This is a genomic window from Peribacillus aracenensis (assembly GCF_025175645.1).
GTDB lineage: Bacteria > Bacillota > Bacilli > Bacillales > DSM-1321 > Peribacillus > Peribacillus aracenensis.
Window position 1 is genome coordinate 15,903 of the sequence record NZ_JANZMJ010000006.1, and the last position, 25,881, is coordinate 41,783.

The window sequence follows — 25,881 nt, forward strand, 5'->3', positions numbered from 1 at the left end:
CAACAAAAAAAACCTGCCGCTGCAGGTTATTTTTTGCTTTCAAGTATTAATGTAACGGGACCGTCATTAGTAAGCTGAACATCCATCATGGCACCGAATTGACCTGTTTCCGTATGGACGCCTTTCTTGCGAAGTTCCTCGTTAAATGCTTCATATAATTCATTCGCCTCTTCAGGACGGGCGGCGTCCATGAAGTTGGGTCGACGGCCTTTACGGCAATCGCCGTATAAGGTGAATTGTGAAACTGATAAAATCGAACCTCCCACATCCAATAGTGAATGGTTCATCTTTTCATTTTCATCTTCAAATATTCTTAGATTGACAATCTTATCGGCCAAATAGGCTGCGTCATCGATGGTATCCCCATGGGTGATACCAACCAGCAGGACGAGCCCGCTGTCGATTTGCCCGATTATTTGGTCTGCGACAACGACTTTTGCCGCTTTGGAACGTTGTAAAACAACTCGCATGGCAATAAAAACTCCTTAGTTCATTATCCTTCTGACGGAATAAACATCCGAAATTTGTTTTATGCGGTCGACGACCTTTTGTAAATGGGCAATGTTATGAATATAAATCGACATGTGAATGGTCGCCACCTTATTCCTATCGGATTTACCCGAGACCGCTGAAATGTTGGTCTTGGTTTCATTGACGGCTTGCAGCACTTCGTTTAATAAGCCGCGGCGGTCATAGCCGCTGATTTCAATTTCAACGATGTATTCCTTGCGTTCGTTAATCGTACTTTCCCATTCAACCGGTACGAGGCGATGATCGGCATCCCCGCTATCCAGGTTCGGGCAATCTTGTCTATGAACTGAAACTCCACGGCCTTTGGTTATATAACCAACGATTTCGTCCCCTGGAACTGGGTTGCAACAGCGTGATAAACGGATAAGCAGGTTATCAATCCCCGGTACCTGTACGCCTGAGTCACGTTTTTTAGATGTATTGGAGAAGGTTTTCAGATCGGCTACCGCTTCAGAAATATCTGCTTCTTGCTCGACCATTTTCTGCTTACGCCATTTTTCGGTAAGGCGGTTAGCCACCTGAAGGGCTGTTATTCCGTTATATCCGACTGCTGCATACATATCCTCTTCATTCAGGAAGTTGAATTTATCCGCAACACGCCTGATATTCTCGGCAGTCAGGATTTCCTTCAGGTCGAAATCCATATCCTTGATTTCCTTTTCAACAAGCTCTTTGCCTTTTTCGATATTTTCTTCGCGGCGCTGCTTCTTGAAGAATTGGCGGATCTTATTTTTTGCTTGAGATGTTTGCGTTAGCTTAAGCCAATCCTGGCTTGGACCATATGAATGCTTCGATGTTAAGATTTCTATGATGTCGCCAGTTTTCAGTTTATAATCCAGCGGTACCATTTTCCCGTTCACTTTGGCACCAATCGTTTTATTTCCGATTTCCGAGTGAATCCGGTAAGCGAAATCAATCGGGTTGGATCCTGATGGCAGTTCGATGACATCGCCTTTTGGAGTGAAAATGAATACCATATCGGAAAAAAGATCTATTTTAAGGGATTCCATGAATTCCTCGGCATTAGTCGCATCATCCTGGAATTCAAGAATTTCCCGGAACCATGTCAATTTTTCTTCCAGTGAAGGCTGTTCACCGACATCTTTTCCCTCTTTATAAGCCCAGTGCGCGGCAACCCCGAACTCGGCAATGCGGTGCATATCGGAAGTTCGGATCTGCACTTCCAGCGGATCGCCTTTCGGTCCGATCACCGTCGTATGAAGTGATTGATACATATTCGGCTTCGGCATCGCGATATAGTCTTTGAATCGGCCAGGCATCGGCTTCCAGCATGTATGGATGATCCCTAAAACGGCATAGCAATCTTTTATGCTATTGACGACGATCCGAACTGCAAGCAAATCATAAATTTCGCTGAACTGCTTATTCTGCAAAGCCATTTTACGATAAATGCTGTATATATGTTTCGGCCTGCCGGAAAGGTCAGCTTTAATGTTGACTTCCTCTACGTTTTTACGCACTTCATCAATGACTTCTTCCAGATACTTTTCACGTTCTGCACGCTTTTTCTTCATCAGGTTGACGATTCGGTAATACTGCTGAGGATTCAAATACCTTAGTGCAGTATCCTCCAGTTCCCATTTAATCGTGCTGATACCAAGACGATGGGCAAGCGGTGCGAAGATTTCCAACGTTTCGTTCGATATCCTTCTCTGCTTTTCCTGCGGCAGATGCTTCAATGTCCGCATATTATGCAGTCTGTCCGCAAGCTTGATCAAGATGACCCGTATATCCTGGGCCATCGCCACGAACATTTTCCGATGGTTTTCCGCCTGTTGCTCCTGCTGTGATTTATATTTGATTTTCCCTAACTTGGTCACGCCATCCACAAGCATGGCGACTTCAGGACTGAAATTTTCTTCAATATCCTTCAAAGTGATCTCCGTGTCTTCAACAACATCATGTAAAAAACCTGCCGCAATGGTTGCAGGGTCCATTTCAAGATCAGCCAGAATGCCCGCCACTTGAATCGGATGAATAATATACGGCTCTCCCGATTTACGGAATTGTTCTCGGTGAGCATACTCTGCATACTTAAACGCTCTATGGATAAATTCAGCTTCTTCCGGCTGAAGATATAAGCTGGCCCGTTCCACAACCTGCTCGGCAGTCAATATTTGATCATTAGCCATTTAATCACCTTAACCCCACTTTAACTGCCACCGGATATGATCCGGATTGAGTATGATTGGTAGCACTTCCCTTTATTCTGCAAAACGTGACAATTTTTGCGAAAAAAAATAAATCCGCTTAAACGGATAAAAGTGCAAATAAACTTATTAGCAGAAAAACTCTTTATTATTACTATTATCGAAAAAAAAGGCAAGGATGTAAAGAGTTAAACGTGTATTTTATGAAGAATAGGGCATTTTTTCACTGGAAATTCGACAAAATCCAGCTAAAATGAGTAAAAATAGAAAAAGAGCACCCTGGTAAGAGTGCTCTCGTTTATTAAAAGCTCATTAATGTCAAGACATCATAGCCGTCTAATTTATCTTTACCATCCAAGTCGGTCAATTCAATAAGGAATGCAATCCCGGCTACAATTCCGCCAAGCTGTTCAACCAATTTGATCGTCGCTTCGATTGTTCCCCCGGTAGCAAGCAAATCATCCGTGATCAGGATACGCTGTCCCGGTTTAATGGCATCTTTATGGATTGTCAATACATCCTTGCCATATTCTAATCCATATTCGACTTTTATCGTTTCACGTGGAAGTTTTCCTTCTTTTCTCACTGGCGCAAAGCCCACTTCCAATGAGTATGCGACTGGACATCCGATAATGAATCCGCGTGCTTCAGGCCCTACCACCAAGTCGATATTTTTATCACGGGCGTACTCGACGATTTGGTCTGTTGCGTATTTATAAGCTGCACCGTTATCCATTAATGTTGTAATGTCTTTGAAGACAATACCCGGTTTTGGCCAGTCTTGCACAATTGTTACATATTGCTTTAAATCCATTGCTTTGTTTCCTCCTCAAGGTCTGTTGCCTCATGAGCTAAATAATGATTGAACCAATCGAATAATTGCTGATAGGAAGAATAAACAAGCTCTTGTTCAAGCTCAAATTGCTCTTTCTTTCTTGTATACGATTCAGATTCACTGAGATCGCGTTTTTTCGCATTGGTTGTGAGCATAATTAACCCATTCTCTATTGTAACAAAATCAAGCTCAAAAAACACCTTAGAAATAAAATCCACTGTATCTCTTGACCAGCCGCGATATTTGGCCAGGTCATCACCGTATCTTTTCACATCGAGCGGACCTTTTTTGGCAAGGAAGGCATAGAACCATTTAAAATGATCCCTTGTTGGCATCGTACTTAAGAAATGGTCCTGTTCATGGGAAAAGTGAGCGTAGATACGTGAAGGGTTCTTATTGGCAATCACCCGTTTCAAATATTCCCTGGACGGCGGCATGTCCATGAATGCCAAATGACCTTCGAAGCAGTCGAGCTGCTCTGCATCCAGTTCATTCTTGATATGAACAAGATCTGGATGTTTTTGCAAAAATGGGTATCTGCGATAAATATCTTCCGAGAAAATGACGATTTTCCGGTTTTGTACAGGAATGTCGGCAAGCCACTTCTCTGCCTGTCCCTTGCCGCGGTAATCGAATAACTGCCAATGGTTCACCGAGACATCCTGAACAAAGATCTGGGGCTTTTTCATATTATTCCACTCATTGATGGAAAGCTCACCAATAACCGAGACTTCAGCGTGCGGAGCTATTTCATCGACAAAATGGCCGAGACCGAAGCCCACTCCGTCTAGTTTGTGATTTTCACCATCTTCCAGCTGGACCTTCAAGTGATTTTGGTTCGCACCAATTTTGCGGACACTTGAAAGCTGGACGGAATCTATCAAAATCTTCGGCTTAGGATTCGTAACCCCAAATGGCGCCAGCAAGCTCATCTCCTGAATCGTTTGAATGGAAACTTCAGCTAAAGTCGTTGCCCCATCCAAGTTTGTAATGGGAGTGAAGTCCTCTTCGTTCAGTTGTTCCTTCGCGATCAAGTTCATGCGGTCCCTGAGCTCCTGAACATCTTCAATTTTCAAAGTCATTCCAGCAGCCATCGGATGTCCACCGAAATGAGGCAGCATTTCACGGCAGGCGGAAAGACTTTGAAATAGATCGAAACCGGCGATGCTCCGAGCAGAGCCTTTAGCTAACCCCTTTTCCCGGTCATAGCTCAATACAATCGTGGGCCGGTAAAAGCGTTCAACAAGTTTGGAGGCCACAATCCCCACAACTCCGGCGTTCCAGCCTTCCCTGCCGATGATGAGTACACCATTGGACTCCGGCGGGAAGTTTTCCTCGACTTCAGCAATCGCTTCTTCCGCCATTGCCGCAACCATTTCCTGTCGCTCTTTATTGATATCATTGATTTCATTGGCAAGTTCAATCGCTTCTTCCAGACTTTGTGACAACAGTAAATCGACAGCGGGATCGGCATCTCCAAGGCGCCCGACAGCATTGATCCGCGGTGCCATCGCAAAGCCGATCGATTCTTCATTCAATGCTTCCTGCTGAACATTCGCCACTTTCATTAAGGCGACAAGTCCCGGGCGGCGCGTCAAACGTAACTGCTCGATGCCTTTCGCGGCAATGACGCGGTTCTCCCCTTGTAAAGGCACTAAATCCGCTATCGTGCCGATTGCCGCTATCTCAAGCAAATCCTCAGGCAATTCCCCAAGCAAGGCGTGTGCCAGCTTAAATGCGACCCCTACTCCGGCAAGCTCTTTGAATGGATAGGAACTGTCCTCAAGTTTAGGATGGATGATTGCCAATGCCTCAGGCAGTTCCGGTCCCGGTTCATGGTGGTCGGTCAAAATATAATCCATGCCAAGCTCGCCGGCAAGTTTCGCTTCATCGACTGCAGAAATTCCGGTATCGACGGTTATTAATACCTTCACCCCTTGCTCGGCTGCAAGGCGGAATGCCATTGGATTCGGGCCATATCCTTCTGTAAACCGATTCGGGATATAAAAGTCAACATCGGCCCCCAATTTCGTCAGCGCCGTCATCATCACTGTGGTCGATGTCACGCCATCCGCATCGTAATCACCGAATATACGTATTTTTTCTCCATTTTGAATCGCTTCTTTTATTCTATATACTGCTTTATCCATATCCTTCAATAAAAATGGATCATGAAAAGTTTGATTTTTTACAAATAAAAATGATCGGGCACTTTCAATCGTATCCAGGCCTCGATTCACAAGCAGGGCTGCAACCAAAGGTGTGATATGAAGCTCTTTAGCTAGTACAGCAACTTTGTTTTCATCGGCAGTTCGTAAGTTCCACCGGGTTTTTGGCTTTAACATTTATTCACCCCTCAACTTACTCATTATACAAAACGAATATACCAGTTTCAATTTTATTTTAAACTCATAATTGGCTGCAATTCCCTGTTCGATAAGCTTAGTCAACAAAAAGAAGGCCGGCATCATGCCAGCCCCCTCTCACCTATTAAACTTGTCCTTCAAGACTTTGTTTCTTTTCTTTCGCGGTATTCAGCGGACCTTTCTTCTTCAATTCCCTGATTTTCAAATCAAGCCAGAATTGGGAAGCGATCAATAGCGATGAATACACGCCGCAAATTAAACCGATAAACAGGGCAATGGAGAAGTTACGGATAGCTTCACTGCCGAAGATCATCAATGCGATGACCGTGATGAGAACGGTCAGAACCGTGTTAATGGATCTCGTCAAAGTTTGCCTGATACTGATGTTCACAATGTTCTCAAGTTCTTCGACGGTTTTGATTTTACGGCTGTAGCGCAGGTTTTCACGAATACGGTCAAAGGTTACGATCGTATCATTGATCGAATAACCGACAATCGTCAGAACCGCAGCAATGAAGGTGATATCCACTTCGAGCCGGAGCAAGCTAAAAATCGTGATGATGAAGAAGGCATCATGTATGAGCGCGACCACGGCCGGTACGGCCATTCGCCATTCAAATCGTATCGATACATACAATATGATCCCGATTGATGCGATCGCTAACGCAAACATGGCATTTTTCGCAAGCTCTTTTCCTACAGTCGGTGATACGGTGCTGACATTCGGTTCCGCTCCGTAATCCTTCTTGAAATGGTCCTTCAATTCAGCGATTTCCTGTTTATCGAGGACACCGACTGTCCGAACGACAGCATTTTTATTGTCTTTACCAGCGAGCCTGACATCCTTGATATCATCCGCGTCGATACCGACCTTTTCCATTTCGGTTTTGACTTGCTGAGTCGTCAAGACGTCTTTGGACGCAACCTCGATTCGGGTACCGCTCGTGAAATCAATCCCCAGATTCAATCTGAAGACGAGCAGGAAAATGATCCCGATAATGGTGACACCGATTGAAATGCCATAAAAAACTTTCCGATGTTTGACGAAATCGATTTTATCAAAGCGTGTTGGCAATGACATTAAATCCATTTTCTCGGATAAATCGTGAATGTATTTCTTCTTCACGCCAAACCACGATGCATGTTTGTCCAGGAACCCGCTATTCACCCACAGGCTCATGAAGAGGCGTGTACCATAGACGGCTGTAATGAAACTCATTAAAATCGAAATGATCAAAGTGGTGGCAAACCCTTTAACCGAGCTTGTTCCATAATAGAACAGAACAGCCGCAGCCAGCAGGGTCGTTAAGTTGGCATCCATGATTGTAGCAAGTGAATTCTTGGTACCTTCTTTATAAGCCGCTTTAACCGATCTGCCAAGTTTCAATTCATCCCTGATTCGCTCATAGGTTATGATATTGGCGTCGACGGCCATCCCGACCCCGAGTACCAATGCTGCAATACCAGGCAGCGTAAGGACCGCATTCATCCAATCAAACACTAAAAGCGTCAAGAAAAGGTATATGCTCAACGTGACGACCGCAATGAATCCCGGGAAGCGGTAATACACAAGCATGAAGATAAAAACAAGTGCAATTCCGATGATTCCTGCAAAAATAGTATCATGCAGTGCACCTGCACCGAACTGGGCACCTACAGAAGTCGAATACTTTTCTTTTAAATCTACAGGCAAAGCACCGGCATTAAGAAGGGCTGCAAGCTCTTTCGCTTCTTCCACCGTGAATTGGCCGGTAATATAGACCTTCTTCGTATTGAAAACTTCACTGACAGCCGGAGCCGATATCATATTGTCCTGTGAGGCTGTATCCTTAATCGAATCTTTTCCTTCCTCGAAATCCAGCCAGATTGCAAGTACATTTGTCGGACTTGGCATCGAGGATATTTTTTGAGTGATGTCCTTAAATTTATTTACGTCTTTCAATGTGACTTCGACAACCGGTTTATTATCCTGGAACGTTTGTTTCGCGCCGCCTTCTTTCAGGTCGGCACCGGTCATCATTTCCTTATCGTTGTAGTCACGGAAGGATAATTTAGCTTGTGTCGAGAGGATTTCGCGAGCGTTGTTTTGGTCTTTGACTCCAGCCAATTGAACGCGGATCCGGTCTTTCCCTTCGATTTGAATGTTAGGTTCGCTAACGCCCAAAACATTGACACGCCGCTCAAGCGAGCTTACTGTAGCCCGTAAAACATCCGGGGTGATCTTTTCCCCAGACAGCGGTTTTACTTCATATAACACTTCAAAACCGCCTTGAAGATCAAGACCGAGCTTGATATCCTTTAGGATTCCTTTTGAAGTCGTCCCCATCGCTGCGAAAATCAATAGTGCGATTAGAAAAAACGCAACGATCCTGCTTCTTTTTACCATTATGTAGTAGGCCCCTTTCTATAATACGCCTGTTCCTGAAGTTGAAAAAACTGTCATTTTTAGTTTATATGATAACTGCAAACCCTTTGCTTCTTGAGAAAAAGGATACAGCTTCCCTGCTTTTTCCAAAAAAAGCATAACCATATCTATTATGAGTCATATACAAACAGCTGTCAATTTAAGTATATCTTTGCCCTATTCTTTAAAAAGTTCCTTCAGTTCTTCTTCAGAAAGCGGCTCAAATAGATTTGGTGATTTATATGCTTCAACCATTTGGAAGTTCATGAACTGATTGCTCGAAAATGTCACGATATCTGCGACAAGTTCATGAAGATGAATATTTTCCTGCGGACGCTTCCATTTATTTTTCGTTAATGTTCCCCAAATGTCTTCCTCCGTTACAGCATTCAATCCGACCATTTGGAATTCCTCACGCTTGCTCTTCAAAAATGGACGTACCTTTAGATAATACCTTTGATAGGGATGATTCTTTTTTGCCATCACTTTGCCTCCAGTAAAAATGATTCTCAAATAAATGCGCATTTTCTTAGAAGGGTTTCGATCATTTGTTAGAACGCAAACAAACACTTTTGTCATGCTTTGTCCAAGTACAAGCATATAGATAATTGTATAGCATAACCGCTTTTTTGAGAAGGCAGGGAGGGAGTTCAATGTCCAAATTTTTAAAAGGGACGCTGATTTTATTAATCGCAAGCCTGATTACAAGGGTTCTTGGTTTCATTAACCGCATTGTCATCGCCCGCTTCATCGGCGAAGAAGGCGTTGGTTTATATATGATGGCTTTACCGACCCTCTTTCTCGTCGTGAACATAACCCAGTTAGGCCTGCCAATCGCCATTTCGAAATATGTGGCTGAGGCCAATGCCAGAGGTGATGAGCGGAAAATCAAGAAAATCCTTGTCGTCTCTTTGGCCTGCACCATTACTTTATCGATGATTTTCACTCCTGCGATGCTGCTTTTCGCGCCGATTTTATCAGATTACCTATTCACTGATGAACGGACGGTATGGCCGCTCATGGCGATTGCCCCTATCGTACCGATCATCGCCATCTCATCCGTACTGCGCGGTTATTTCCAAGGCAAGCAAAATATGAAGCCCTTCGCTTTCTCCCAGGTTATCGAACAGGTGGCCAGAATCACTTTCATAGCCGTCCTGACGAAGGCCTTTTTGCCATATGGAATTGAATATGCAGCAGCCGGTGCAATGTTTGCATCGATTATCGGTGAACTTGTATCCCTCTTCTACTTATTGACAAGCTTTAAATTAAAGAAACATTTTAAGTTCAGAAAGGGTTTCTTCAAGAATGTCAAATCCGGAAAAGGAACGTTCACGGAATTGATGGGGATCGCCCTTCCCTCAACCGGAAGCAGGATGATCGGATCGGTTTCGTGGTTTTTTGAACCGATAGTGGTCGCCCAAAGTTTGGCAATCGCCGGAGTCACCGCAGCCGCAGCCACCAGTCAATACGGGGAGCTGACAGGGTACGCACTTCCTTTACTCATGCTTCCATCTTTCGTTACATCATCATTGGCGACGGCACTTGTCCCGGCAGTGAGTGAAGCCCGTACGACCGGAAACTTTTTACTCGTTGAACACAGGCTTCAGCAGGCCCTGAAAATCACCTTTATCACAGGCTGCTTAGCTATCGTCATTCTATTCATCTTTGCCGAACCGATTTTACAAGTCATGTATGGCTCTTCGCATGCCGCTGTTTTCATTAAATTCCTGGCACCTTTTTTCATTCTTTATTACTTTCAATATCCGCTGCAATCCATGCTGCAAGCATTGGATCTTGCAAAGGCCGCAATGTTCAACAGCCTGGCTGGGAACATCCTTAAAATCGGTGTGATCTGGCTGCTGGCGTCAAAGGAAAGTTTCGGGATCATGGGTGCCGCAGTGGGGATAGCTGTCGGTACGATGCTCGTTACCTTCCTGCATTTTTCAACGGTGCTGAAGGTCGTTCCTTTCACGCTTCATTTCCGCAGCTATATATCCGCTTTGGTCCTTGCTTTAATTTCAGGATGGGGCGGTTATTATCTTTATCAATTCCCGCTCTCCTCACTGCCACTTGGCACACGGCTTATGTTTTCCGTGACGATCGTTATCCTGCTGTTCACATTTTCCCTGCTCATGACCGGCAGCATAAAAAAAGCGGATCTGATCAGGATTCCAGTAGTGGGCGGCTTTTTATCTAAATTCGCTTGGAAATAAAATGAACCGAAGCATTAAAAGGCTTCGGTCATTTCTTCGTTTCATTTTTATCGATATAGAATTGGCCATCTATGTACCCACAAATCGAAATCTCTGTAATCTTCGTTTCTCCCCGTTTTTTCAACTGGTGCCGGAGCCAAAAATGATTTTTGCCAATTCTATCGAGATTCCTCTCCTGTATTTCCCCGTCTATTATAAGGGGATAAGGTGTTTCCTTGGTTTTAGACCTTTTACCTTTGGTATGCTTGATGATCGAAAGCTTTCCTGAGGATTCGAGGATGGCGAATTGCACTTCATTTAAATCACTTATCCCCTGTTCACGCAGCTGGGTCAATAAATCATCGAAATTATACCTTTGCCTACGCATCGCTTTTTCATCTATTTTCCCTTGATTGATGATGATCTGCGGCTTACCGTCCACGATGTTTCGAAACCTTATGCTTTTCAATGAAATGTAGGCCATGATTATTTGGATGAAAGCAAGTACGAACATCGGTATGATTTGCCTGAAAAATGGTCTATCCAAATCTTCAAAGGAAAGGACGGCGATGTCCCCTATCATGATGGATACCACTAAATCAAGTATGCTCAGTTCCCCAACTTCCCGCTTACCCATCAATCGGAAAAGTAATAATATGACTAGATAGATCACTGTTGTTCTAAAAATAATAGCCAGGGTATCCAATGAATAACACTCCTTCATCCATAGCATGGCTTGGGAGCTGAAAAATTACTCTATAATCTTTTCTAATTTTGCGGGAAGCTCCTTAAACCTGGTCTAAAGGTTCGATATCGGGAATATGCTTGTACAAACACATAAACAGGCTATACGTATCAGCCTTTCAAAAAGGAGGAATACCCATCGAAACTAAAAAAATGAGTGTCGCCGTGATTTATGGCGTAGGCTCCATCTTTGTCATAGCGATGATTGCTAGTTTAATCGTTTCCATCCTTCTTCGTTTTACTTCATTGACGGAATCATCCCTGACATACGTGATCATGATCGTGTCCTTTTTATCGCTGTTCATTGGTGGATTCATTTCAGGGGGCAAAGGGAAAAAGCAAGGACTATTCTTGGGCGGGAGCACTGGGCTGCTTTATCTGTTGGTCGTGTTCCTTTTTCAATATTTAGGCCACGATGCACTCTTCACCATCAAGCAATGGATATACTATGGCTGTTTTGTGATTACGGCCATGATGGGCGGCGTGCTTGGGGTCAACATGAGTTCCGACTCCCGTCCCGATTAAAAAACAAACGAAAACCGGGCACATGGCCCGGTTTTCGTTTGTTTTATACGGATACTTCTTTATTCGGTGCGCTTTCCGTAATTTCACGGATTGCTGCACGGTCAAAAGTCAGTTTTGTGCCGTCTGGTGATTTAATGACGATTTTCAGGTCATCGATTGCATCGATTGTTCCATGCATGCCGCCGATTGTAGCAACTTTATCACCTTTTTTCAAACTGCTTTGCATGCTTTGCGTAGCCTTTTGGCGTTTTTGCTGCGGGCGGATCAATAAGAAATAGAACAATACGAACATTAAAATCAATGGAAGTATTTGTGTTAAAGAACCCATTTTGTATATTCACTCCTTTCGTTCATTAAAATATTTATGGAATTAGAAGTTTCTCGCATTTGGTTCATTGAAACCATACTGCTCAAAAAACTCTTCCCTAAAGTCTCCAAGACGATCTTCTCGAATAGCTTGTCTGACCTGTTCCATCAAGTTTAACAGAAAGTGAAGATTATGGTAAGTCGTAAGACGAATCCCAAAGGTTTCTTCACATTTAATCAAATGGCGGATATATGCCCGGCTATAATTCTTGCAAACATGGCAATCGCAATTTTCATCGATTGGACCGAAATCGCGTGCATACTTCGCATTTTTCACAACCAGACGCCCATTGCTTGTCATGAGCGTACCATTACGCGCAATTCGCGTCGGCAGTACACAGTCAAACATATCGATACCGCGGAGTGCACCATCGATCAATGAATCCGGTGAACCGACTCCCATAAGGTAACGCGGTTTGTCAGTTGGCAAAAGCGGACTTGTAAACTCAAGGACGCGGTTCATGATATCCTTCGGTTCCCCTACGGATAGTCCTCCAATAGCATAACCCGGGAAGTCAAGGGAGACAAGGTCTTTTGCACTTTGTTTGCGAAGATTTTCAAACTCCCCGCCTTGAACGATTCCGAACAGACCTTGGTCATTTGGGCGCTCATGTGCATTCAAACAGCGTTCCGCCCAGCGCGACGTCCGTTCTACCGACTTCTTCATATACTCTTCAGTCGCCGGAAATGGAGGACATTCATCGAATGCCATCATAATATCGGAACCAAGCGCATTTTGTATTTCCATCGCTTTTTCCGGAGATAAGAATAATTTATCGCCATTCAGATGGTTCCTGAAATGCACGCCCTCTTCTTCAATTTTACGGAACTCGCTCAAACTGAAGACCTGAAAGCCGCCTGAGTCGGTCAAAATCGCCCGATCCCAGTTCATGAACTTATGCAATCCGCCAGCTTCCTTGATGATTTCATGCCCCGGACGCAGCCATAGGTGGTACGTATTGCTCAGGATGATGCCTGCCCCCATTTGTTTCAAATCTTCCGGGGACATCGTTTTGACAGTAGCCATCGTTCCAACCGGCATAAATGCCGGCGTTTCAAAAGAACCATGCGGCGTATGGACGCGGCCTAGCCTTGCCCCTGTCTGTTTACATGTTTTGATTAACTCATATCGTATTGCAGTCAACGCAATAACTCCCTTCAAGAGTCTCACACTCTTATATTACTTAATTAACATTGCATCTCCAAAACTAAAGAACCTGTATTTTTCTTCCACAGCCGTTTCATAAGCATGTAGGACCTGCTCCCTGCCTGCGAGTGCAGAAATAAGCATGATTAAAGTAGATTTGGGCAAATGGAAGTTCGTTATCATCGCATCGATCCCTTTGAACTCATAACCAGGATAAATGAAGATGCTCGTCCAGCCATTCTCTTCCTTGAAAACCCCATCATTGCGGGACGCAATCGTTTCCAATGTCCTTGTGGACGTTGTGCCGACCGTAATGATTTTCCCGCCCTTAGCTTTCACATCATTCAGCAATCTGGCTGTGCCTTCCGTCATTTGATAAAATTCCGAATGCATTTCGTGGCTGTCAATATCGTCGACACTTACTGGACGGAATGTACCAAGTCCAACATGCAGCGTGATGAAGGCGATGTGGACACCCATCCCTTTAAGTTTCTCAAGTAAATCCTCCGTAAAATGCAGGCCAGCGGTAGGTGCCGCTGCAGATCCACGTTCACGCGCATATACCGTTTGATAGCGGTCCTGGTCGTCGAGCTGCTCCTTGATGTATGGAGGTAACGGCATTTCGCCAAGCTTCTCCAGTATTTCATAAAATATGCCGTCATATTTAAATTCAAGGATTCGGCCGCCATGCTCGAGCACGCCTGTACAGACGGCACTCAGCTTACCATCGCCAAAAACGATCGTCGATCCTTCTTTAATCCGTTTGGCCGGCTTCACAAGCGTTTCCCATACATCATCATGCTCTTGCTTAAGCAGCAATACTTCGATTTTTGCACCGGTTCCTTCTTTACTGCCGTATAGTCGGGCCGGAAGCACCTTCGTATCATTCAACACCAGGCAATCTCCCGGTTTGATATATTCCGTAATATGGCTGAATACATCATGCTGAAGTTTACCGGTTTCTTTGTCCAGCACCATCAATCTACTAGCTTCCCTATCTTCCAAAGGAACTTGGGCAATCAGTTCCTCAGGTAAATGAAAATCAAACATATCCAATTTCATCTGTTCCACTTCCTTACTTGTCTATCAAGCTGTAATCATTATTTAAAACGGCCGATCAAATAAAAAATCGCGGACAACACAACACTGACGATGATTGATGTAACGATAGGAAAGTAAAACGTCGTATTCCCCTTTTTCAGAAAAATATCTCCCGGCAGCCTGCCGAGATGTATATATTTCATCGCAAAACCAATCACGAATATAATCACACCCAGAATCATAACCATCTTTGGTATATTCATCATTCAGGCATCTCCATGCCGAAATGCTCATAAACTAGCTGTGTTGCCATCCGGCCTCTTGGGGTACGCTGAAGAAAACCGACTTGTAACAGATATGGTTCATACACATCTTCGATCGTATGTGCCTCTTCGCCAATCGTTGCCGCAATCGTTTCAAGACCCACTGGTCCGCCACGGAATTTTTCAATGATCCCTTTAAGTAATTTATGGTCAATATGATCGAGTCCTAAACGGTCGACCTGCATTAATTCAAGCGCATAATCGGCAAGCTCGGCCGTTATCGTACCATCACCGCGCACCTGGGCGAAATCCCGGACCCTCCGTAAAAGCCGATTGGCAATTCTCGGGGTTCCCCTTGACCTTCTTGCAAGCTCGGCCGCTGCTTGATCATCCATTTCCGTATCCATGATTTTTGCTGTACGGATGATGATATCAGTCAAATGGTTTTCCGTGTAATATTCAAGGCGGCTCAAAACGCCAAAACGGTCCCTGAGCGGTGCAGACAATGAGCCTGCACGTGTCGTGGCCCCTACGAGGGTGAACGGCGGCAAGTCGATCCTGATCGAACGGGCTTCCGGTCCCTTACCGACTACAATGTCCAGACAGAAGTCCTCCATAGCCGGATATAGCACTTCTTCAACGACACGCGGAAGACGGTGAATCTCATCGATGAACAATACATCACCTGGTTCAAGTGCACTCAAAATGGCCGCCAGATCTCCCGGCCGCTCAATGGCGGGACCGGAAGTCGTGCGGATATTCACACCCATTTCATTGGCGATGATGACGGCAAGCGTCGTCTTTCCAAGACCAGGCGGTCCATATAAAAGTACATGATCGAGCGTTTCTTCACGCATCCTTGCCGCTTCGATGTATACACTTAAATTCGCTTTCACTTTATCCTGTCCGATATATTGCTTTAAGTTTTGCGGCCGCAGGCTTTGTTCAAAGGACAGTTCGTTCAAATCGGCTTCCTGATTGAATATTCTCTCCTCCATTGCGCCACTCCTTATCTTAACATCATTTGCAATGCTTTCTTAATATATTGCTCGGTCGTCATATCTTCAGCCTGCAATTTCTTGGCAACCTTTTGGATTTCCTTTTCAGAATAACCAAGAGCCTTCAATGCAAGAATGGCTTCATCCAATTCCTCCGTATAGCCATTTGGAGTGAGTGCAGCCGTTACGCCTTCGTTAAACAAGCTTGGAAACGCATCCGGAATAATGTTCTCAAGTTTCCCTTTTAAATCCAGAATCATCTGCCGTGCCGTTTTCTTTCCGACTCCCGGGAATTTCACCAAAAACGATTCATCTTCATTTTCGATCGCCTGTACCACCTGATCAACCTGGCCTGATGCCAATATGGCTAGAGCACCCTTCGGCCCGATTCCCGTTACATTCAATAATTTTGTGAATAACGCCTTTTCTTGACGAGTCTGAAATCCGTATAATGCGACCATATCCTCACGAACATAATGATACAAGAAAACTTGAATTTCTTTCTGGAATTGAGCGGAAAAAATAAAAGGATTCGGTGTCATCACTTGATATCCGATTCCCCCATTTTCCACAACTATGTATTCAGGCCCAATATAATCGACCTTGCCTTTTATATAATCATACAAATTAATTCTCTCCCTGATTTTGCTGTACCTCTCATTTTATCATAAAAAGGGGCGTTGTTCATTAAAAGTTATTTAGTGGGCGCAAAGACTTTTACAATGGAGGATATCCCGTTTCATTACATTTGGGGTATTATCCCTTCGTAGACAATTGGGGTTCTACCTAAATTTTAAACAAGTTGATTGGAACGGGTGTACTAGACTCCCGCGGGGAAAGCAAGTGACAGGAGTCAGCGTTCACATAGTACTAACCCTAAAAAAACTGTAGGTAAACCCGATTTTCATCGAGTTTACCTACAGTCTGGAGGGTGGGTATCGTCCCATCCTAGTTTACCGAATATGGCTCATATTCTTTAATGAGCTGTTTATATTGGTCTTTATTCATGATTGGAATCCCTTTTTGCAGTTCCTCCTGCTTGTATGCCTCAAGTTTACCAACGTCTATTTGGTAGAAAGTATGAATGATCTTGGCGTGTTCAGGCCTTCCGATAAAAATGGATAACGTACCATCTTCCCTCATCCCAAGGTAACCATTCGCTTTTAAAAGCGGCGATATGTCATTTTCAATTTTCTTCATGACAATCTGCTCTTCATTTTGATCGACCACTATCCATCCTTCATATTTTGACCAAAAGTCCTCCATCGACCAAATTGTTTCTGTCAATTTCTCTTCACTTAATTCACCATCCAGATACATACGCTGAAGAATGACCTTCCTTTCAATAGGATCATTTTCCTTTTGAACGGTTTCTTCGGCAAAAACGGTTAGGCAAATTGGCAATATGAAAAGCGTCATGAAAAATTGGATTCTAAGTTGATTAATCAATATACTCACCTCTTAAGGCGTTTACTTTTTATGTAGTTTGACCCCAAATAAGGATTATTAACCAGAAAAAAATCAAAAAGAGCTGACTCCATATTGGGTCAGCCCACTTATTATTTTAAGTGATTTTCGTGAATGTTAAGGTTATCGAACATGTCATTGGCATCCAAAATGATCATTTCCCGCGTATCGCCATCCCGAAGATTGTTATCAAGTGTCATCGTCCTGAAATAGACACCTTCATCAGTGGTTACATATAGGGTGCGGCCATTTGTAAGGGGTCCGATTTCTCTCCTGATTCTCTCTTTAACATCTTTTGCTCGGCTGTAGTCATCAAGCCGCAAAGCTACCAGCATTTCATCTTTCATGATGATTGTCCTGGCATCGATGACCGGCTCCGATTTCTTGGCGATACCATTAACTTGATCGGCAAAAGCACCTTCATAAGAATTATAATAAGATGATTTTGCCTTAAGCGGTTTACTTTCATGTCCATGGTAGTTACGGTCACTCTTACTGTACGCATCATCTTTATCGTATAAACCTTGCACTATATTCTCATAATTGATGTTGCGTACCAATGCATCTTTTTCATGGTACCCTGTATTATTCGTTATATTTTCATTTTCCGCTGTATCATTATTAGCACATCCAACCAAACTGACGGCAGCCAATACCGTACAAAGCGGATGTGCCCATTTTATTTTCTGCACCAATAACCCTCCCATTGCAATAGAATGAGCTATATTCCGCTCATAATTAGCATGGGTGTCGAACGGGAAATGTACTCTGTAAGATACGGCCAAAAACCCGTTTTAATTCCTATTAAGGGAAGAAATCCTTTCCTTCAATTTTTCATTCAGCTCCATTCGCTTCGAAAATCCTTCCACGGACATTTTCCAAACCGAATGAATCTGGGAAGAACTTTTATTAAGACGATTCCATTCACGGAAAATATCGGTAGGATAAGTTAAAGCATATAAAAAGGCCGGGTCTGACTGATACCTTTGCAATTGCGGAACTTCCCACATTTCGGTGGCCGCATCTCCCAAATGAGGCAAAATACGATTTGCATACTGTAAATAATCAATGCACCTCGGTGCATTCGCCATTAAATCAAAATCGATTAACGTCAAAGTGCCGTCCGCTCTCCGCAAGAAATTATGGTGGGCACAATCACCATGAATGATGACTTTTTTTTCCTTATTCCATAAAGACTGATTTTTATCAAACCCCTCTAGCGACCATTCACCCCATCTAATCCATTCCTTGATAATATCTTCGGAAACATATTGGCGAACATAAGAAAAGTTCTTTTTAAATAGTGATAAGCGTTCTTTCCACTTTTTTGATTGATTGAACACTGGAGCGTTAATGGAGACATGTTCCGACACATCATGGAAGCTTTCCAGTAACTGAATGCCTTCTAAGCGGTCCTTATGATTGGAGTATTTGAATTTTTTCTTACTCGGCGGAAAATAGTCCATACTGCCATACCATTTCCCTTTAAATTGAAAGGGCATTAGATTTTGATGAATATAATAGGTTTGATGAAATCCCTTTTGTTTTAACAAAGAAGTCAATTCCCTTTGCCGATCCCATTTTTCGAAACTGTCGAATCCTTTAAGGATCATAGGCTGACCCTTTTCAAAAGTTAATAAATAGACACTGCTTTGAATATGGTGGACATTCTTTGGCTTACGATTTAAATAAGAGAGGAGACGAGTGTTAAAAACACTGTCTCCTTGATAATTAGTAGTCATCGCTTTCATCTACATATGTCGGTATCCCAAATGTTTCAGGCGCACGGACGCCCCCGAATTGGCCTGGCTGGCCTCCCATTTGTCCCGGTAACATTGCTTCCGGCTGACCACCAAGCTGGCCGCGCATCATGTCTCGCTGACCACCAAATTGTCCCGGCATCATTCCTGGCTGACCACCAAACTGTCCCGGCATCATTCCTGACTGACCACCAAACTGTCCCGGCATCATTCCTGGCTGACTACCAAACTGTCCCGGCATCATTCCTGACTGACCACCAAACTGTCCCGGCATCATTCCTGACTGACCACCAAACTGTCCCGGCATCATTCCTGGCTGGTCTGGGTTTTGACCGCCCATCATCATACCCGGCTGACCTGGGTTTTGACCGCCCATCATTCCTGACTGGCCTGGGTTTTGACCGCCCATCATCATTCCTGGCTGGCCTGGGTTTTGACCGCCCATCATCATTCCTGGCTGACCTGGGTTTTGACCGCCCATCATCATACCCGGCTGACCTGGGTTTTGACCGCCCATCATCATACCTGGCTGGCCTGGGTTTTGACCGCCCATCATCATACCCGGCTGACCTGGGTTTTGACCGTCCATCATCATACCCGGCTGACCTGGGTTTTGACCGCCCATCATCATACCTGGCTGACCTGGGTTTTGACCGCCCATCATCATACCTGGCTGGCCTGGGTTTTGACCGCCCATCATCATACCTGGCTGGCCTGGGTTTTGACCGCCCATCATACCCGGCTGACCTGGGTTTTGACCGCCCATCATCATACCCGGCTGACCTGGGTTTTGACCGCCCATCATCATACCTGACTGACCTGGGTTTTGACCGCCCATCATCATACCCGGCTGACCTGGGTTTTGACCGCCCATCATACCTGGCTGGCCTGGGTTTTGGCCGCCTATCATCATACCCGGCTGACCTGGGTTTTGGCCACCCATCATCATGAATCCATCATATGATTCTTCTTCATCTTCATATTGGGATGGCATCGCTATTCCCATCTGAGACTCTTTTGGTGACAACCCTTGGTATGGGGCTTGTGATTGAACGGATTGATATTCGTGATAATCTGGATGGTGATGTGCATGGGCATCCATTTTCTTGTTCCCTTGATACTGCCCCTTCACTTCCGGCCCATAAGTTCCAAGTAACCCCTTATTACAGCCGCAATCCTCCTCACCAGCAGGCTGGGAATAATGCTGAGGGAAATTTTGATTGTATGAAGAAGGCAATTCGCCTGGTGACTCATAACCTTGTTGCATATATGAACCTGCTGCTTGAGCTTGTTGATTCATCCCTCCATAATAATGGTGCGGAACCGGTGCGGAGGCTTGATATGGATAATGTTGCTGGTCTGTTACATTCATGCTCGCCCCTTGGACGAATCCTTGATCCATCATTTGCATGTCAGAAGATTCCTCCAAACTTTCAGAGCTCTCTTCCATCATTGGATAACCTTGTATTTCCGGAGCCGCCTGATACCCTTGTGCACCTTGATATGGTGCTTGCATGCCATGCATATGCGCCCATGGTGGCGGCTCAATGCAATAACCGCTTCCAGGCAAGATTGGCGTTACTGGAATACAATCATCCACCGGCTCACTATATTCCTGAGCTGGCTGTACAGCTGGCTTTTTCTTCTTTTTGGTCACTGCAGGCTTTTCTTTTTTCTTCGGTAAAGGTGGTGGTGCTGGAGGCTTTTGCACACTCATATTGGTCATGTTGACCATATAATAATTATTGACGTCGATCTCCGGAATCACCGGCATGGGCACCGGCACTTCTTTTGGAACGATTACTTTCTTCTCTTTAATGATTGGCTTTGGCTGAACGATCTGCTTCTCTTTCTTAACCGGCTGTGGAACGATCTGTTTCTCTTTCACTGGTTTTTGAATGTTTGGTTGCTCTTTTACAGGCTGTTGAAATTTTGGCTGCTCTTTTATCGGCAGTTGAAATTTCGGCTGTTCTTTAACGGCCGGTTTTTTCATAATTTGCTGCTCTTTCATATTTGCTGACTGATTCGGTTGCGGTTGAATTTGGGATTCTTTCATTCCCGGCTGAATATTCACGTTTGGTTTACCCGTTTCTTTAATTACTGCTCCGGATGTCCCTGGTATTTTAATTTTCATCCCGGGCATCATCATGTCCGGGTTGCTCAATTGCGTGTTAACTTTTTTAAGTTCTTCAAAACTGACGCCGTATTTTTTGGCGAGTTTCCAAAGTGTATCGCCTTTTTGGACTATATGAATTTTCACGCTGTTAACCCCTCCTGTGCATATGTCCATATATTCTATGAAGCAGTGGGTGAATTGCTATTATTTTTATCATGAAAACTTATGCGTGAAAAATGACTTTTATGATTGGATCAATGATTTAGGGACATAGAAGGTACTTTTTTGGTGAGGAAATAAATGATGGGACGACTCAAAAAAAGAAGTTCGCCCCTTTGAATTCCATTCCTGAAACAAGTCTTTCAGGCTTCTGTCTAATCACAGGGAAACCCGGGTATAAGAAAGGAAATAACCTAAGGCTTTGTCTTTAGGTACTTATCTTACATCCCTGGGGGTAATAATAATGAAATGGAAAGGTAGACAGGGCAGCACGAACGTCGAAGACAAAAGAGGCATGAGCGGAAAAGGCATGGCCGGAATCGGCGGAGGTGTCGGATTGGTAATTGTCTTGATCGTGACGCTCCTTGGCGGTAATCCAAGCGATTTCCTAGGCAGCTTGAATTCCACTGAATCGAACAATGGCGGCTCTTATGTCGAAACTGATGAGGAGAAGGAACTTGCGCAGTTCGTATCTGTCGTCCTTGCAGAAACGGAGCAGGTCTGGACAGAAGAATTCCGTAAAAATGGGCTGCATTATAAGGAACCGAACCTTGTCCTGTATTCGGGCAGTGTCGAATCGGCATGCGGGATGGCAGCTTCTTCGGTAGGACCATTTTATTGTCCGGGTGACATGAAACTATATATTGATCTCAGCTTTTATCAAGAGTTAAAGCAAGAATTCCAGGCACCCGGGGATTTCGCCATGGCCTATGTCATTGCCCACGAAGTCGGACATCACGTTCAGACACTTTTAGGGACAACGGAAAAGGAAATGCCCAATCGTTCAAAGGTCAGCGAGACCGAATATAATAGGTTTTCTGTACGTCTTGAATTACAGGCCGATTATTTGGCTGGAGTTTGGGCACATCATGTCCAAGGAGAGAATTTGCTTGAAGAAGGCGATCTTGAGGAGGCCTTGAATGCAGCAAGTGGTGTGGGGGATGACCGTATCCAAGAAAGGGCACATGGTTACACGGTGCCAGACAGCTTCACGCATGGTACTTCCGAACAGAGGAAACGGTGGTTCACTAAAGGATTTAAATCCGGTGATATGAATGAAGGCAATACTTTTAAAGCGAATAACCTTTAAAAGTTCTTACCTGTTCGATTGCATAAAGAAAAAGGGGATTAGACCCCCTTTTTCTTATGCTCCAAAATCTTCTTAGAATGCACTGACTCAAACGCGCTCCAGCATTCTGTTTAATGCTAGGATGGCATTATCCGCAATGCTTTTCTCCACTTTTATCGGATTGATGATGATACCTTCTTCAATGGATTCAAGCGCCCATAGCAGGTGAGGCAGATCAATCCGGTTCATTGTAAGACATGGACACATATTCGGATTTAACGAGATGATGTTCTTGTCAGGATTATTGGCGATAAGACGCTTGACAAGGTTCATTTCCGTGCCGATTGCCCAAGAACTGCCTGGTTCGGCTTTTTCGATCATATTGATTATGTACGATGTCGAACCCGCATAATCTGACAGGGCCACTACCTCACGGCGACATTCGGGATGAACGATGATATTCATTTCAGGCTGCTCCGCTCTAAGCGTTTCAATATTCGCCGTAGTGAAATTTTCATGGACTGAACAATGACCTTTCCAAAGAAGTACCTTCAGATCTTCCAGTTCCCCTTCATAGATCAATTCATCTTTATGCGGATCCCAGACAGCCATTTCATTCAATGGGATCCCCAGGTCAAAGGCAGTGTTCCTCCCAAGGTGCTGATCGGGAAGAAATAGGATTCTTTCTTTTTGCGAGAGGGCCCACGAGACCATCCCTTGTGCATTGGAAGACGTCACCGTCGCCCCGCCATTTTTCCCTACAAAAGCTTTGATGGCCGCAGTGGAATTCACATAAGTTAGCGGAAGGATCGTATCGCCAAATAAATCCTGAAGCTTTGTCCATGCCCGTTCCGTTTGTTCAATATCCGCCATATCTGCCATGGAGCAGCCTGCACGCATGTCAGGTAGGATAACTGTCTGCCCTTCTTCTGTCAAAATATCGGCTGTTTCAGCCATGAAATGCACGCCACAGAACACGATATAATCCGCTTCACGATTTTGCGCGGAAAGCTGGGCCAATTGAAGTGAATCCCCCGTTGAATCTGAAAATTGAATGACTTCCTCCCGTTGATAATGATGACCTGGAATATAAAGGCGGTTCCCCAGTCGTTTCTTAATGTCAAGGACCCGATTCTCCATCTCTTCTTTTGTCATCGTTTTATATTTTTCAGGTAATGCATTTCCTGCTGTTTTAGCCATCTCCAATATATTCATTTCAATATCTCCTCCCGCTCTTTGACCTTTGCGCTAATATCAAGTGCCCTGACACTGTGCGTCAAGCTGCCCAACGAAATATAATCCACCCCTGTTTCCCGATATGAGGCTAGATTGTCTAAATTTATCCCTCCTGAAGCTTCAGTTATGATGTGGGCGGGAACCAATTTAATCAGTTGCTTGATTTCTTCAGGGCTCCGGTTATCGAACATGATGATATCTGCACCGGCTTCCACTGCTTCAAGTACCTGTTGTGGTGATTCCGTTTCCACTTCCACTTTAGTGGTATGTCCCAGTTTGGATTTTACCGTTTGGACCGCTTTCGTTATGGACCCAGCGAAAGAAATATGGTTGTCCTTTATCATGACTGCATCATAAAGACCATATCGGTGATTGAATGCCCCGCCGGAACGGACCGCATATTTTTCAAGCATCCGCAGGCCTGGTGTAGTTTTCCTCGTATCACAAGCTCTCGTCTTCGTCCCCGCCAAAATCATGGCAGCTTTATGAGCCTGTGTCGCAATGCCGGACATACGCTGCACTAAATTCAAAATTACCCGTTCCCCTTTTAAAAGGGAGGCCATATCGCCGGTCATTTTCGCAAGCTGCTGTCCTTTTTCAAAAAATTCGCCATCTTGAACAAAAAGGAAAACCTCGATTTGCTCATCAAACAATGCAAATCCCGTCTTGATGACGTCCCCTCCACTAAAGACCCCGCCTTCTTTTGCGATGAATGTCAAAGTTCCTTGTTCACCTTGATCAAAAATCGTATCACTCGTTACATCGCATTCCCCTATATCTTCCATTAAAAATTGTTGCAGCATCTGCTTAAGCTTCAATATATTCATATAGTCGTCTCCCTTTCACTCGGTTTTTTACATCTGTGCAAGCAAGGATAACCGAATTCTCAAGCCATTGGGCGTCATCTTCGTCAGGATAGTCACTGCGGAAATGACCGCCCCTGCTTTCCGTTCTGGTCAATGCGGATTCGGCAATCAGCCAAGCCACGATGATGGCATTGATTTTCGTTATTTCTTGTATCGATAATGCCGTTACTTCCATATGCAGCAATTTTTCGATAGGAAATGTCTCAAGATAATCCTTCAGTCGAGTTAAACCCGCTTCATTTCGAACGATTCCCGCTTCGTTCATTAATTTTTCCCGCAATGTCGTAAGATCAGGTAGAAAGGGAATTTGACTGGAATTCTTGGACTGCTCTTTTTCTTCCGGTATCGACCTTGACGGGACTTTAGCAAGGAAACGGCCAAGCGCATTTCCAAAAACCAATCCTTCGAGAAGGGAGTTGCTTGCCAATCGGTTTGCACCATGTACACCAGTGCATGCCACTTCACCAACTGCATACAAAGAGGGTACTGAGGTTTGCCCCGATTCATCCACTTCAATCCCTCCCATTAGAAAATGGTTTCCTGGTGCAACCGGGATTTTCCCCAAATGAAGGTCCAGCCCGCTTTTTTCACATAATGAGCTCACTGTCGGAAAACGATTTTTAAAATCCTTAATCATCGAAATATCCAAAAATACCTTTTCACCGCGCTGCAAATAAGAAAAAATCGTCTGTGCAACAATATGCCTCGGTGCTAGATCTTTCAAGCTATGGACATCCTCCATGATCGGCGTTCCCATTTCCGTCACTAATCTCGCGCCATCCCCGCGAACCGCTTCTGAAACGAGCCCTTTCGCTTTGCCATTCACAAAAAGCAAGGTCGGATGGAATTGTATGAATTCCATATCACGAACTTTTGCACCGGCCTTGAATGCAAGTGCGATTCCATCACCTGAAACCGTTTGTGAATTTGAAGTGAAATGGTATAGGGAACCACAGCCGCCTGTAGCCAAAACCGTCTGTTCCGCATGATAGGCAACAAGTTCCCCTGCCTTATCAAGTGTTTTGACGCCTATGCAAGTATCATCTTGCCCGATGATCAACTCCACTGCAGCAACATTCTCCATCACAGTAATCGATGATTTTTTCAAGCACCCTATAAGATGTTCCATCATGTACTTTCCTGTAGCATCCCCGTGACTGTGGAGGATTCTTCGTTCACTGTGGGCGCCCTCCATGCCAAGCAATAGAGTTCCGTCATCATCATGGTCAAATCGCATACCCGAATCAATAAGCTCAGCTATAACCGAAGGTGCCTCTTCGACGAGTTTTTCCACTGCCTTCACCTTGTTATATCGCTGACCAGCTGCCAACGTATCTTTTTTATGAAAGGATACTCGGTCACGATCAGATAATGCAGCGGCAATCCCGCCCTGGGCTAAATAAGAATTACCATGACGGATATTTGATTTTGTGATGAGTATCACATGCTTATGTTCACTTGCTTCCAATGCCGTTTTCAAGGCAGCAATCCCACTGCCTATCACGATGATTTCCGCTTTTACCATTCTTTCATTCCTCCTGTTTATTACAGGTGTCTTGACA

At 44.4% G+C, this 25,881-nt stretch carries 23 protein-coding genes; 3 read left to right on the plus strand and 20 right to left on the minus strand.

Going from position 1 to position 25,881, the window contains the following annotated elements; translation table 11 throughout:
• Nucleotides 1–26: 26 nt before the first annotated feature.
• The 6 genes from dtd to N0M92_RS08270 form a co-directional block, all read right to left on the minus strand.
• The gene (gene dtd, locus N0M92_RS08245; RefSeq protein WP_098369662.1) at nt 27–470 is read right to left on the minus strand and encodes a D-aminoacyl-tRNA deacylase; all 444 of its coding nucleotides are present in this window, start codon (nt 468–470) and stop codon (nt 27–29) included.
• A gap of 15 nt (nt 471–485) precedes the next feature.
• The gene (locus N0M92_RS08250) at nt 486–2,684 is read right to left on the minus strand and encodes a RelA/SpoT family protein (RefSeq protein WP_260285292.1); all 2,199 of its coding nucleotides are present in this window, start codon (nt 2,682–2,684) and stop codon (nt 486–488) included.
• Nucleotides 2,685–3,003: 319 nt separating this feature from the next.
• Entirely contained in the window at nt 3,004–3,516 is a 513-nt protein-coding gene (locus N0M92_RS08255) for an adenine phosphoribosyltransferase (protein ID WP_061464220.1), read from the minus strand.
• The gene (recJ, locus tag N0M92_RS08260; RefSeq protein WP_260285293.1) at nt 3,507–5,882 is read right to left on the minus strand and encodes a single-stranded-DNA-specific exonuclease RecJ; all 2,376 of its coding nucleotides are present in this window, start codon (nt 5,880–5,882) and stop codon (nt 3,507–3,509) included. The genes N0M92_RS08255 and recJ overlap by 10 nt, the downstream gene beginning before the upstream one ends.
• A gap of 145 nt (nt 5,883–6,027) precedes the next feature.
• Entirely contained in the window at nt 6,028–8,289 is a 2,262-nt protein-coding gene (gene secDF, locus N0M92_RS08265; RefSeq protein WP_260285294.1) for a protein translocase subunit SecDF, read from the minus strand.
• Between the two features lie 195 nt (nt 8,290–8,484).
• Nucleotides 8,485–8,790: a post-transcriptional regulator gene (locus tag N0M92_RS08270; protein WP_192205933.1), complete on the minus strand. Its 306-nt coding sequence runs from the start codon at nt 8,788–8,790 to the stop codon at nt 8,485–8,487.
• A 170-nt stretch (nt 8,791–8,960) separates the two neighbouring features.
• On the opposite strand from N0M92_RS08270, the gene spoVB reads away from it, so the two are divergent.
• Complete coding sequence (gene spoVB / locus N0M92_RS08275; RefSeq protein ID WP_260285295.1) at nt 8,961–10,523, plus strand: stage V sporulation protein B; 1,563 nt, start codon at nt 8,961–8,963, stop codon at nt 10,521–10,523.
• A 28-nt stretch (nt 10,524–10,551) separates the two neighbouring features.
• Here the strand turns inward: spoVB and N0M92_RS08280 are convergent, their stop codons facing one another.
• Nucleotides 10,552–11,226: a DUF421 domain-containing protein gene (locus N0M92_RS08280; RefSeq protein ID WP_260285296.1), complete on the minus strand. Its 675-nt coding sequence runs from the start codon at nt 11,224–11,226 to the stop codon at nt 10,552–10,554.
• 173 nt (nt 11,227–11,399) lie between these two features.
• Between N0M92_RS08280 and N0M92_RS08285 the strand changes: the two genes are divergently transcribed.
• Nucleotides 11,400–11,771, plus strand: coding sequence for a TIGR04086 family membrane protein (locus N0M92_RS08285; RefSeq protein WP_260285439.1), 372 nt, complete (start codon nt 11,400–11,402; stop codon nt 11,769–11,771).
• 43 nt (nt 11,772–11,814) lie between these two features.
• Here N0M92_RS08285 and yajC read toward each other — a convergent pair whose 3' ends face one another.
• The 10 genes from yajC to safA form a co-directional block, all read right to left on the minus strand.
• A complete protein-coding gene (gene yajC / locus N0M92_RS08290; protein WP_076365002.1) occupies nt 11,815–12,099 on the minus strand; it encodes a preprotein translocase subunit YajC in 285 nt (94 codons plus the stop codon).
• 42 nt (nt 12,100–12,141) lie between these two features.
• The gene (gene tgt / locus N0M92_RS08295; RefSeq protein ID WP_076365000.1) at nt 12,142–13,281 is read right to left on the minus strand and encodes a tRNA guanosine(34) transglycosylase Tgt; all 1,140 of its coding nucleotides are present in this window, start codon (nt 13,279–13,281) and stop codon (nt 12,142–12,144) included.
• 36 nt (nt 13,282–13,317) lie between these two features.
• Entirely contained in the window at nt 13,318–14,346 is a 1,029-nt protein-coding gene (gene queA / locus N0M92_RS08300) for a tRNA preQ1(34) S-adenosylmethionine ribosyltransferase-isomerase QueA (RefSeq protein WP_260285297.1), read from the minus strand.
• A 38-nt stretch (nt 14,347–14,384) separates the two neighbouring features.
• Nucleotides 14,385–14,591 (minus strand): DUF2905 domain-containing protein, encoded by a 207-nt coding sequence (locus tag N0M92_RS08305; protein WP_034308809.1) that lies wholly within the window; start codon nt 14,589–14,591, stop codon nt 14,385–14,387.
• Complete coding sequence (gene ruvB / locus N0M92_RS08310; protein WP_260285298.1) at nt 14,588–15,586, minus strand: Holliday junction branch migration DNA helicase RuvB; 999 nt, start codon at nt 15,584–15,586, stop codon at nt 14,588–14,590. Before ruvB ends, N0M92_RS08305 begins: the two co-directional genes overlap by 4 nt.
• A gap of 11 nt (nt 15,587–15,597) precedes the next feature.
• Nucleotides 15,598–16,212: a Holliday junction branch migration protein RuvA gene (gene ruvA / locus N0M92_RS08315; protein WP_260285299.1), complete on the minus strand. Its 615-nt coding sequence runs from the start codon at nt 16,210–16,212 to the stop codon at nt 15,598–15,600.
• Between the two features lie 322 nt (nt 16,213–16,534).
• Nucleotides 16,535–17,044: a BofC C-terminal domain-containing protein gene (locus N0M92_RS08320; protein ID WP_397443828.1), complete on the minus strand. Its 510-nt coding sequence runs from the start codon at nt 17,042–17,044 to the stop codon at nt 16,535–16,537.
• 101 nt (nt 17,045–17,145) lie between these two features.
• Nucleotides 17,146–17,745, minus strand: coding sequence for a YhcN/YlaJ family sporulation lipoprotein (locus tag N0M92_RS08325; RefSeq protein WP_260285301.1), 600 nt, complete (start codon nt 17,743–17,745; stop codon nt 17,146–17,148).
• A 102-nt stretch (nt 17,746–17,847) separates the two neighbouring features.
• Nucleotides 17,848–18,795, minus strand: coding sequence for an aminoglycoside phosphotransferase family protein (locus N0M92_RS08330; protein ID WP_260285302.1), 948 nt, complete (start codon nt 18,793–18,795; stop codon nt 17,848–17,850).
• Nucleotides 18,785–21,073 carry a SafA/ExsA family spore coat assembly protein gene (safA, locus tag N0M92_RS08335; RefSeq protein WP_260285303.1) on the minus strand — a complete coding sequence of 763 codons (2,289 nt, stop codon included), beginning with the start codon at nt 21,071–21,073 and terminating at the stop codon, nt 18,785–18,787. Before safA ends, N0M92_RS08330 begins: the two co-directional genes overlap by 11 nt.
• A 319-nt stretch (nt 21,074–21,392) precedes the next feature.
• Between safA and ypfJ the strand changes: the two genes are divergently transcribed.
• A complete protein-coding gene (ypfJ, locus tag N0M92_RS08340; protein WP_260285304.1) occupies nt 21,393–22,238 on the plus strand; it encodes a KPN_02809 family neutral zinc metallopeptidase in 846 nt (281 codons plus the stop codon).
• A gap of 87 nt (nt 22,239–22,325) precedes the next feature.
• On the opposite strand, the gene nadA is transcribed toward ypfJ, so the two are convergent.
• From nadA to nadB, 3 genes are read right to left on the minus strand one after another with little or no spacing between them, the layout of a single operon-like run.
• Entirely contained in the window at nt 22,326–23,432 is a 1,107-nt protein-coding gene (nadA, locus tag N0M92_RS08345) for a quinolinate synthase NadA (RefSeq protein WP_260285306.1), read from the minus strand.
• Nucleotides 23,429–24,280: a carboxylating nicotinate-nucleotide diphosphorylase gene (nadC, locus tag N0M92_RS08350; protein WP_260285307.1), complete on the minus strand. Its 852-nt coding sequence runs from the start codon at nt 24,278–24,280 to the stop codon at nt 23,429–23,431. The genes nadA and nadC overlap by 4 nt, the downstream gene beginning before the upstream one ends.
• On the minus strand, nt 24,261–25,844 hold the full coding sequence (gene nadB / locus N0M92_RS08355; protein WP_260285308.1) for an L-aspartate oxidase: 1,584 nt from the start codon (nt 25,842–25,844) through the stop codon (nt 24,261–24,263). Before nadB ends, nadC begins: the two co-directional genes overlap by 20 nt.
• Nucleotides 25,845–25,881: the final 37 nt, after the last annotated feature.